Origin of the sequence: Micromonospora phytophila (assembly GCF_023656545.1) — a bacterium.
GTDB classification, from domain to species: Bacteria; Actinomycetota; Actinomycetes; order Mycobacteriales; family Micromonosporaceae; genus Micromonospora; species Micromonospora phytophila.
On sequence record NZ_JAMOKF010000194.1, the window covers coordinates 1 to 10,574 of the forward strand.

The window sequence follows — 10,574 nt, forward strand, 5'->3', positions numbered from 1 at the left end:
CGAGGACGGCGGCGGCGCCGACCGTCTGACCGGTCTCCAGGGCCGAGCGGAAGGCGTCGGAGACGAGCGCGCTATCCGCCTGCGTGCGCGCGGCGGCCAGGGCCGCGGGAAACGACCCGGCGCCGGCCAGGGCGGCGGGCAGCAGCGCGGCGAAACGGGCGTTCAGGACCGCGCCCAGCACGGCGATGCCGAGGCTGCTGCCGACCTCCGTCATCGTGCCGTCCACGCCGGCTCCGGCGCCGGCCTTCTCCGGCGGGATCGCGCTCATCACGGCCTCGACGATGGCCGGGTTGGCCAGGGCGCAGCCGGTGCCCATCACGAGCAGCCCGGCCAGCAGCACGCCGTAGCCGTCGCCCGGGGCGTGGGTGACGACGGCGAGACCGCCGGCCAGCAGCGCCATCCCCAGGGCGATGGCCGAGGACGACCCGATCCGACGGATCATCCGCGCGGCGACCCCGCCGAGGTTGAGCGCGACGATGCAGAGCGCGAACGGCATCATCCGCAGGCCGGCCTCCCAGGCCGGGTATCCGCGGACGAACTGCAGGTGCTGGGTCAGCAGGAACAGCGCGCCGGTGGCGCCGAAGGTGATCAGGACGACCCCGCACACCGCGCCGACGAAGCGGCGGTCCCGGAACAGTCGCATGTCCAGCATGGGATCGGCGACCCACCGTTCCCAGCCGACGAAGGCGGCGAGCAGGAGCACTCCCCCGCCGGCGGCGACGAGCACGGGGCCGGAACTCCAGCCCCGGTCCGGGCCCGAGATGATCGCGTAGACGACCCCGGTCAGGCCGGTCGTGGAGAGCACCACCCCGCCCAGGTCGAGGCCGCCACCGGCCGGATCGCGGGACTCCGGCACCAGCGCCCGCCCGGCCACCAGGCAGACCAGCACGATCGGGACGTTGACCAGGAAGATCGCTCCCCACGGCAGGTGGGCCAGGATGATCCCGCCGACCGGGGGCCCGGCGGCGAACCCGAGCGCGCTGGCCGCGGCCCAGACGCCGATGGCCCGGGGCCGCTCGGCGGCGTCGAAGATCTGCATCGCGACGGCGAGGGTGGCGGTGACCAGCAGCGCGCCGCCGACCCCCATGCCGGCCCGGGCCGCGATCAGCGCACCGGTGGACTGGGCCAGCCCGGCGGCCAGCGACCCGAGTCCGAACAGGACGAGACCGGCGAGGAGCATCCGGCGGCGGCCGTACCGGTCGGCGGCGCTGCCCGCGGTGAGCAGCAGACCGGACTGGACCAGCGCGTACGCGTTGATCATCCATTGGACGTCGGCGGTGGTGGCGCCCAGTTCGGTGGTGAGCACCGGCACGGCCACGGTGAGCACGGTGTTGTCGAGCACCACGGTGACCTGGGCGAGGCAGAGCACGGCGAGGATCAGCCACCGGGTGGGCAGCCGGGCGGCCGGGGCGGTGCCGGCTGCGGCGTCCGCGGTGGCGCCGGGCCCGGCCGTCGTCGCGCCGGTGGTCACCGGGTCGGGGCGAAGCGGGCGATGGGGTTGGCCAGGGTGCCGACGAGTTGCAGCGCCGCCGACGGGTCGGCGAGGTCGACCATCTGCTGGTTGTTGCGCAACTGGAGGCGGTTGAGGCAGGAGAGCGCGAACTCCGGGGCGAACAGGTCGTGGCGGCGCAACCGGTCGGCCAGGTGCGGCACGCTGTCGGCGTAGTCGGCCGCGCACTCGGCGACCGTCCGCCAGAACGTCTCCTCGTCGAGGACGCCCTCGGTGACCAGGATGGCGCTGAGGTAGCGCAGGAAGCAGTCGAAGACGTCAGTGAAGATCGACAGCAGCTTCATATCCTCCGGGACGTCGGCCCGGATCCGCCGGACCCGCTCGGGCAGGTCCGCGTCGGGGTCCATCACCACGATCTCCTCGGCGATGTCCTTGAAGATCGCCCGCTCGACCGTCCCGCCGTCGAGGACGAGGATGACGTTCTCGCCGTGCGGCATGAAGGCCAGGTCGTGGGCGTAGAAGCTGTGCAGCAGCGGGGTGAGGTAGGCGTCGAGGTAGCGGCGCAGCCAGGCCGCGGGCGGCAGCGCCGACTGCGCGATCAGCGCGGCCGCGAACGACCGGCCGTCGCGGTCGGTGTGCAGCAGCGAGGCCATGGTGGCCAGCCGCCGGCCCGGTTCCAGGCCGGGGACGGGGCTCTCCCGCCAGAGCGCGGCCAGCATCTTGCGGTACGGGGAGTACCGGTCGGTCGCCGCCTCGTACTGCCGGTGCCGGTAGCCGATCGCGGCCCGTTCCCGGATGATCGACAGCCCGGTCCGCTTGAGGACCTCGTCGCCGGCGACGAGGTCGGCGAGCCAGTCGTTGATGGCCGGCGTGGCCTCCATGTACGCGGCGGACAGCCCCCGCATGAAGCCCATGTTCAGCACGGACAGCGCGGTCTTGACGTAGTGCCGGGTGGGGTCGGTGACGTTGAAGAAGGTGCGGATGGACTGCTGGGCGAGGTGCTCGTCGGGCCCCTCGCCGAGGCAGACCAGGCGGCGCTGCGCCACCTCGGCGGCGAAGGTGACCGACAGCTTGTTCCACCACTGCCACGGGTGCACCGGGATGAGCAGGTAGTCGGCGGGGTCCAGGCCGAGCCCGGCGAGGGTCTGCGCGAAGGCGGCGAGGGTGTCGTCGCCGAGCTCGTTGCGGGTGAGAGTGTCGTAGTCGAGGTCGGCGGCGCAGGTGAACGTGGTGTGGTCGCGGTGGGCGGCCAACCAGACCAGGCGTACCGGGTGCGCGGCCTCCGGGGCGTACCGGAGGTATTCGTGGCTGCCGAAGCCGATGCGCCCGTTGTTGGCGACGAAGCCGGGGTGGCCCTCGGTCATCTCGGTCTCGATGGTCTGGAAGTCGGCGCGGGCCAGCTCGGCGGCGCTCACCGCCGGCTTGGCCAGCTTGTACGCGGTGCTGGCGAGGGTGGAGCTGATCTCCTCCAGGTAGACCGGGAGGATCCGGTCGGTGAGGCCGAGCGCGTCGCGCAGCTCGATGCAGAGGTCGAGGGCGTCCGGCGGCAGCTCGGTGTCGCCGCGGTGGCGGGTGATGCTGTCGGCGTCGATCTGCCAGTGGTCCAGGGCCAGCAACCGGGCGGTGAACCGGTAGCTGACCGCGCCGTCGTCGCTGCGTACCAGGTAGCGGCGCGCACCCGACTCCTCGGCGGTGATCGGCTCGGGGGTGAGCAGCCGCTCGTGGGCGAACTCGGCGAGGGCCTTGCGGACCAGCAGCCGGTTGGCGCGGGCCCAGTTCTCCGGGGTCAGGTGGTCGACCGGTGCGATCGGGTTCACGCGGGTACGTCTCCTCGGATGGCGGCGTGGAACTTCTCCCGGGTGCAGACGCTGAGCAGGGCGTCCTTCTCGGGCTTGGCGACGGTGCGGACGACGGTGAATCCGACCGCGGCGTTGAGCCGGTGCACGGCGGTGTTGCGCACGTCCGGCTCGACCACGACGCGGCGGGTCGCCGGGTCGGCGAAGAGCCACGCCACGACGGTGGTGATGACCGCCCGGGTGAAGCCGTGCACGGGGGTGTCGGTGGGGGCGCAGAGGAAGTGCATGCCCACGTCCCCGGGGCGCGCGTCGTAGAGCCCGGCCAGCTCGACGTGCGCCGGGTCGTACCGCTCGGCGAGAAACGCCGGGCGGCCCCGCCACAGCCCGACGAAGGCGTCGTGGTGCGGGTGGGCGGCGATCCGCCGGTACTCCTCGGCGACCCGGGTCACGTCGGCGTCCTGCATCATCCAGAACGCCGCCTTCGGGTGGGTCACCCAGCGGTGCAGCAGCGCGGCGTCGGCGTCCGGGTCGAGGGTACGCAGCGCGAGGTCGCCGAGCCGGTCGTCGACCCGGCGGTGGATCACCTCGGTCACGACGCGGCTCCCGCCGGCACGCCGAACTCCTGGAAGGTGATGCTCTTCTCGATCGGGTAGTGCTCGCGCCCGAGCAGCTCCCGGATAATCCACGCGTTGCGGTACGGGCCCATGCCCAGGTCCGGTGAGGTGATGCTGTGCGCGTGGGTGCCGGCGTTCTGCAGGAAGATCCCCCGGCCGGTGTGGTCGATGCTGTAGTTGCGGGCCACCTCGTAGCGGCCGTGGGAGTCCCAACGGATCCGGTCGCGCACCGGCGCCAGGAACTCCGGCACCCGGTAGTGGTAGCCGGTGGCCAGCACCAGCCCCTCGGTGTCCAGGGTGAAGTCGCGTCCCTGCTCGACGTTGCGCAGCCCCAGCGTGTACGTGCCGCTCGGCTCGTCGTAGGCGACGGTGGTCAGCGCGGTGTTCGTGATCAGCCGGGTCCGCACCGGCCCGCTGATGCTCCGGGCGTAGAGCAGGTCGTAGATGTCGTTGATCAGGTCGGCGTTGATCCCCTTGAACAGGTTCTTCTGCGCGGATTCCAGCCGGTAGCGGGTCGCCTCGGGCAGGGCGTGGAAGTAGTCCACGTAGTCCGGCGAGGTCATCTCCAGGGTGAGCTTGGTGTATTCGAGGGGGAAGAACCGCGGCGAGCGGGTGACCCAGTTCAGCTGGTAGCCGTACGCGTCGATGTCGCCCAGCAGGTCGTGGTAGATCTCCGCCGCGCTCTGCCCGCTGCCGACGACGGTGATGCTCCGCTTGGCGCGCAGCGCCTGGCGGCTCTGCAGGTACCGCGAGTTGTGCAGGGCGTCGCCGCCCAGGTCACGGCAGGCGTCGGGCAGGTGCGGCGGGGTACCGGTGCCGAGCACCAGGTGCCGGGCCCGGTGGGTGACCGGCTCGCCGGCCACCGTGGCGTGCACGACGTACCGGTCGTCGGCCCGGTCGTACTCGACCCGGGTGACGTGGTGGCCGAAGCGCACGCTGGTCAGCTTCGCGGCGGCCCAGCGGCAGTAGTCGTTGTACTCGCTGCGCAGCGGGAAGAAGCTCTCCCGGATGTAGAACGGGTAGAGCCGCCCGGATTCCTTCAGGTAGCTCAGAAAGGAGTACGGAGAGGTGGGGTCGGCCAGGGTGACCAGGTCGGCGATGAAGGGCGTCTGCAGGCGGGTCGACTCCAGCAGCATGCCGGGGTGCCAGTCGAAGTCGGCCCGCGCCTCCAGGAACAGGCCGTCGAGGTCGCTGATCGGCTCGGTCAGGCAGGCCAGGCCGAGGTTGTACGGGCCCAGCCCGATCGCGATGAAATCGTGCGTCGACACGTGGTTCTCCATGTCCGGGTTCGTCAGCCGACGGGGCAGGACAGCTCGGCGGCGGTCCGGGTGTCCACGTACCAGCCGGCGTGTCCGGCGATGAGGTCGAGGACGTGGGCGATGTCGTCCAGGGTGGTCTCGGGATTGAGCAGGGTGAACTTCAGGTGGTGCGCGCCGTCCACCTTGGTGCCGGCGACCAGGGCGGCGCCGGAGGCGGCCAGCGCCTCCCGGGCGTACAGGTTGGCGTCGTCGGCGAGGTGCCGGCCAGTGCCGCTCGGCAGGTAGCGGAAGACCACGGTGCTCAACTGCGAGCGGGTCACCACCTCGAAGCGGGGGTCCTCGGTGAGCAACTGCCAGGCGCCGGCCGCCCGGTCCACCACCTCGTCGAAGAGCGCGCCGAGCGCGTCCGGCCCCATGATCCGCAGGGTCAGCCAGAGCTTCAACGCGTCGAAGCGCCGGGTGGTCTGGAGGCTCTTGTCGACCTGGTTGGGGATCCGCTGCTCGACCATCCGGGCCGGGTTGAGGTAGTCGGCGTGCCAGGTGGCGTGCCGCAGCACCCGCCGGTCGCGGACCAGCAGGGCGCTGGAGCTGACCGGCTGGAAGAAGGACTTGTGGTAGTCGACGGTCACCGAGTCGGCGCGCTCGATGCCGTCGAGCAGGTGCCGCCGGGTCGGCGACACCAGCAGGCCGCAGCCGTACGCCGCGTCGACGTGCAGCCAGACGTCGGCGGCGGCGCAGATGTCGGCGATCCGCGCGAGCGGGTCGATGGTGCCGAAGTCGGTGGTGCCGGCGGTGGCGACCACGGCCATCACCACCAGGTCCTCCCGCCGGCAGCGGTCGATCTCCCGGGCCAGCTCGGCGGTCGACATCCGCCGGTCGGCGCCGGTGGCCACGGTGATCACCGCGTCGGCGCCGAGCCCGAGCAGCTTGGCCGCCTTCTGCACGCTGAAGTGACCGGCCGCCGAGGTGATGACGCGCAGCCGGGACAGCAGCTCCGGGCGGGTCGGCCGCGCCGCCTCGCGGCCGACGACCCGGGCGCAGGCCTCCTCGCGGGCCAGCAGCATCGCCTGCAGGTTCGACTGGGTGCCGCCACTGGTGAACACGCCGTCGGCGGCCGGGCCGAGGCCGATCCGCTCGGCCGTCCAGTCGACCAGCCGGCGTTCGATCAGCGTGGCGCCGGCGCTCTGGTCCCAGGTGTCCACGGAGGAGTTGACGGCGCTGAGCACCGCCTCGCCGAGCAGGGCGGGGATCACCACCGGGCAGTTCAGGTGCGCCAGGTAGCGGGGGTGGTGGAAGTACACCGCGTCGCGCAGGTAGACGTCCTGGAGCTCGTCGAGGGCGGCGGTCGGGTCGCTCAGCGGCTGGTCCAGGTCGATCCCGGCGATCCGTGGGGCCAGCTCGTCCGGGGTCACGCCGGTGAACGGCCGGTCCACGGCAGCCACCCGGGCCGCCACCCGGTCGATCCCCTCGGCCAGCGCCCGCCGGTACCGCTCGACCGAGCCGGCGGCGAACAGGTGGGCGCGGGCGGCGGCCGACTCGGGGCTCACCCCGGTCGGAGATGCCTGGACGGTGGATCCGGGCAGACTCATGGCAGTCCTCAACGGTGGAGAGTGGACCCGTGGACGTCGTCCCCGCGATCCGGTTGATCTAGCGAACTTAGGTTAGCCTAACCTAATCTGATGTCAAGGCGAACCACTCCGCCGATCGACGCGGTGTGACGGAACCGTCGCTCACCCGCTCACCGTCACGGGTTCGTCCGCCGGCGCCGCGACGCGTCGCCCGGAACCGCGGAACCGCCGCTGGTGCCCGACGCCCACCACGACGCCCAGCGCCACCAGCACGACGGACGCGACCGCGACCGCGGGATAGCCCACCCGGTCCGCCGCGGCCAGCCCCACGGCGGCCGCCACGAACGAGCAGACCAACCCGAACGACGACAGCACGGTGAAGTCCGTGCCGCCGGTGCCCGGCCGGGAGTAGTCCATGTTGACGGTGTAGAGCACGACGTTGGCCACCGTGTACGCGGCCATGAAGCAGCAGAGCGCGACGACCGTCCCGGCCAGCGGGGCCCGGCCGTTCATCAGCGGCAGCAGCAGCGCCGTCGACAGCGCCAGGGCCGCGCCCCCGACGACGAGCACGCCGCCGCGCCCGACGCGACCGATCCCCACCCCGGCGACCAGACCGGCCACGATCGCGGGGGCGCTCGTGACGACACCGGTCACCACGCCGATGCGCCCCAACGACCATCCCGCGTCGACCAGCGCCGGCGTCACCAGGGCGTAGGCGGCGCCCGCCCCCACGTACACCAGCGGCACCACCCCAAAGGTCCACCACCGGCAGCCGGGCTGGCCGAACACCGACAGCAGCGCCCGGTACGCCTGACCCGCCCGGACGACCCGGTCGGTGCGGGCGGGCTCCCGGAACCGCCACACCACCAGCAGGCCGACGGCGGTCAGTGCGGTCAGCAGCAGGATCGCCGCCACCCAGCCGAACCGGTCGTAGACCAGCACGCACGCGCCACCGCCGAGCAGGTTGCCGAGATAGCTGGCGGCGACCTGGATACCGTTGCCGACCCCCCGGTCCCGCTCGGCGAGCAGCCGGACGGCGACCGCGTCGACGGCGATGTCCTGCGTCGCGGAGAGGAACACGTACGCGGCGCAGACGGCGATGACCGGGCCGAGCCGCTCGGCCGGGCGGGTGAACGGCAGCAGGGCCACCAGCGCGAGCACCAGACCGCTCTGCAGCACCAGCAGCCAGGAGCGGTAGTGGCCACGGTGGCGTGAGCCGTACCGGTCGAGGATCGGCGCCCAGAGGAACTTGACCGGCCAGATCAGGCCGACGAACTGCAGCAGTGCCAGCGTGTCGAGGGACGTGCCGCCGTCGCGCAGGATGGCGGTCAGGCCGACGGTGATGAAGCCGATGCCGAGGTACTGCGTGACGTAGAGCGCGGTGAGCGTGCCGAGTCGGGATCTCACCGGGCGCTCCAGTAGGCCAGCGAGGTCAGCTGGTGCTTGCCGACGCCCAGGGTGCGCCGCACGTGCCGGGTGATGGCGCGCGTGCTGGCAGCCTCGCAGGCCACCCAGTAGTGGGCGTCGTCGGCGGCGGGCAGCGCGGCGCGGACCGTGTCGACCAGGTGCGTCCCGTCGTCGCGACGCGGCACCCAGGTGATGTCATGGTGCGCCCGGGCGCGCGGCGCCAGCGCCTTCTCGCCCTCGTGGGCGTACTCCAGCCAGACCGTCGCCGGGATGTCGGGGGCTGCGTCGAGCAAGCTGTTCACCGCCGGCAGCGACGCGGCATCGCCGACCAGGTAGAGGTGCGCGGGGGCGGGGTCCGGCAGGTGGAACGCGCTGCCCTGCACGGTGGCGTCGATGGTGTCGCCGACCCGGGCGGCGGTGGCCCAGCGGGCGGCGCACCCGTCGTGGACGGCGAACTCCAGGTGGAACCGACCGGTGGCCGGGTCGGGGTCGACGAGGGTGTACGCGCGCTGGTGCGGGCGGCCCTCGTCGTCGAACCACAGCCGGATCCACATGGTGGGGTGCACGCCGCACGCCTCCAGCAGCCCGCCACCGTCCACGTGCAGGCGCTGGTAGTGCCCGCCGACCGGTTCGGTGTCGAGCACGGTCAGCCGGAAGTCCCGGCCGCCCATCGCCTTGAGCACCAGGGCTTCCCAGTTTCTTTTCACGAGCACTCCTCAGGTAAGGTCCGCCTTAGTTAGGGGAGGGTAGCCTAAGTTGATATTCGTATTGGGGGCGGCTGTCCCGCGCGTCCGGCGGGCCGCCCGGTGACCGGCGTCTATCGGGACCGCTGGGGAGTTCCGCACCTGCGGGCCGACACGGTCGATGACCTCGCCCGGTTGCAGGGTCGGGTCGCGGCCACGGACCGGGCTTGGCAGATCGAGGTCGAGCGGTGGCGCTCGGAGGGCCGGCTGGCCGAGCACGTCGGCGCCACCGCGCTTTCCTGGGACCGGTTCGCCCGACGGGCCCGCCTCGACGACACCGCACGACGCTGTTTCGACCGGCTCGACCCGGCCACCCGACGGTGGGTCACCGCCTATGTCGACGGCGTCAACGAGGGCCTCGCCCGCGGCGCCGCCGGGGCCCCGGAGTTCGCGGCGGTCGGCTGCGCACCGGGCCGGTGGCGGCCGTGGTCTCCGCTGGCTGTCTTCGCAGTCCAGCACGTGCTCTTCTCCACCTTTCCCAACAAGCTGTGGCACGCCCACGTCAGCGCCACCCTCGGACCGGAGGCGACCGACCTGTTCGCCGTCGAGGGCCACGGTGGATCCGGCAGCAACGCCTGGGCCGCCCCCGCCGACCCGGCCACCGGCCGGGCCCCGGTGATCGCCGGCGACCCGCACCGCGTCCTCGAACTGCCCGGCATCTACCAGCAGGTGCGCCTCGCCTGCCCCGAGTTCGACGTGCTCGGCTTCGCGTTCCCCGGGGTTCCGGGCCTGCCCCACTTCGGCCACGCCGGCGAGGTGGCCTGGGCCGTCACCAACGCGATGGCCGACTACCAGGACCTCTACCGCGAACAACTACGCCGCGACGGTGACCGGGTTTTGGTGCGCGATCCCGACGGCTGGGTGCCCGTGCGACGCCATGTCGAGCGGATCGAGGTCCGCGGCGGTGAGCCGCAGTCAGTCGAGATCATCGAGACCCCGCGCGGGCCGGTCGTCGACCTCGACCGCCAAACCGGCGAGGCGCTCAGCCTGCGCACGCCCGGCCGGGTCGAGGAGCGCCTCGGCTTCGACGCGCTGCTGCCGCTGCTGCGCGCCCGCAACGTCGACGACGTCGCCGACGCGCTGCGCGGCTGGGTCGAGCCGGTCAACAGCGTGCTCGTCGCGGACCGGTCCGGGTCGGTGCACCAGCTGGTCGCCGGGCTGGTGCCGCTGCGCGACGACCGGTGCCGCCGGGAGCCGGTGCCCGGCTGGGAGCCGCGCTACCGGTGGCACGGCGGCTACGCCGCACCGACCCGCACCGAGGTCGACGGCTTCGCGGTCTGCGCCAACGACCGCCGCGACGACGTCGCCGACCTCGGCACCGACTTCGCCCCACCGCACCGCGCCCGCCGCATCCGCGCCCTGCTGGCCGACGGCGTCGAGTCCGCCGCCGTACACCTGGACACCCGGCTGGAGGCCGCGGCCCTGCGCGGTGTGCTCGACCGGCTGGACACCGGCGGTCTCAGCGACCCGGCCCGGGCCCTGCGGGACCGGCTGAGGGCCTGGGACGGGCGGATGGCGGCCGACAGCACCGACGCGGGCGCGTTCGCCGCGTGGCGCGCCGCCCTGGCCCGCCGGCTGCACGACCACCCGTGCCTGCGCCCGCTGCGCGCCCCCGGCGGGTACGACGACCTCTTCGCGCCGTGGACCGACCCGCTGGCCCGCATCGGCCACGCCCTGGACGGGGTGGTCACCGGGCTGCACCGCCTCGGCGGGGACGTCACCGCGGTGGCCGCCGCC

The 10,574-nt window shown here is 73.0% G+C and carries 8 protein-coding genes; 1 reads left to right on the forward strand and 7 read right to left on the reverse strand.

What is annotated here, in order from left to right:
* From NCC78_RS20715 to NCC78_RS20745, 7 genes are all read right to left on the reverse strand, one after another.
* Nucleotides 1–1,471 (reverse strand): MFS transporter (locus tag NCC78_RS20715; protein ID WP_372495168.1); only part of this gene is annotated, 1,471 nt, incomplete at its 3' end.
* Nucleotides 1,468–3,267 carry an IucA/IucC family protein gene (locus tag NCC78_RS20720; RefSeq protein ID WP_250796390.1) on the reverse strand — a complete coding sequence of 600 codons (1,800 nt, stop codon included), beginning with the start codon at nt 3,265–3,267 and terminating at the stop codon, nt 1,468–1,470. The genes NCC78_RS20720 and NCC78_RS20715, both read right to left, overlap by 4 nt.
* On the reverse strand, nt 3,264–3,830 hold the full coding sequence (locus NCC78_RS20725) for a GNAT family N-acetyltransferase (protein ID WP_250796398.1): 567 nt from the start codon (nt 3,828–3,830) through the stop codon (nt 3,264–3,266). Before NCC78_RS20725 ends, NCC78_RS20720 begins: the two co-directional genes overlap by 4 nt.
* 5 nt (nt 3,831–3,835) lie before the next feature.
* Nucleotides 3,836–5,128: a lysine N(6)-hydroxylase/L-ornithine N(5)-oxygenase family protein gene (locus NCC78_RS20730; RefSeq protein WP_250796391.1), complete on the reverse strand. Its 1,293-nt coding sequence runs from the start codon at nt 5,126–5,128 to the stop codon at nt 3,836–3,838.
* A gap of 23 nt (nt 5,129–5,151) precedes the next feature.
* Nucleotides 5,152–6,708, reverse strand: coding sequence for a pyridoxal phosphate-dependent decarboxylase family protein (locus NCC78_RS20735; RefSeq protein WP_250796392.1), 1,557 nt, complete (start codon nt 6,706–6,708; stop codon nt 5,152–5,154).
* 141 nt (nt 6,709–6,849) lie between these two features.
* On the reverse strand, nt 6,850–8,094 hold the full coding sequence (locus NCC78_RS20740) for an MFS transporter (protein WP_250796393.1): 1,245 nt from the start codon (nt 8,092–8,094) through the stop codon (nt 6,850–6,852).
* On the reverse strand, nt 8,091–8,801 hold the full coding sequence (locus NCC78_RS20745) for a siderophore-interacting protein (protein ID WP_250796395.1): 711 nt from the start codon (nt 8,799–8,801) through the stop codon (nt 8,091–8,093). The genes NCC78_RS20740 and NCC78_RS20745 overlap by 4 nt, the downstream gene beginning before the upstream one ends.
* Before the next feature lie 99 nt (nt 8,802–8,900).
* Here NCC78_RS20745 and NCC78_RS20750 point away from each other — a divergent pair.
* Nucleotides 8,901–10,574 (forward strand): penicillin acylase family protein (locus NCC78_RS20750; protein ID WP_250796396.1); only part of this gene is annotated, 1,674 nt, incomplete at its 3' end.

What these genes read in the sequence shown, in the direction of transcription:
- NCC78_RS20735 (WP_250796392.1), bottom strand. Translation starts at nt 6,708, where the DNA reads ATGAGTCTGCCCGGATCCACCGTCCAGGCATCTCCGACCGGGGTGAGC.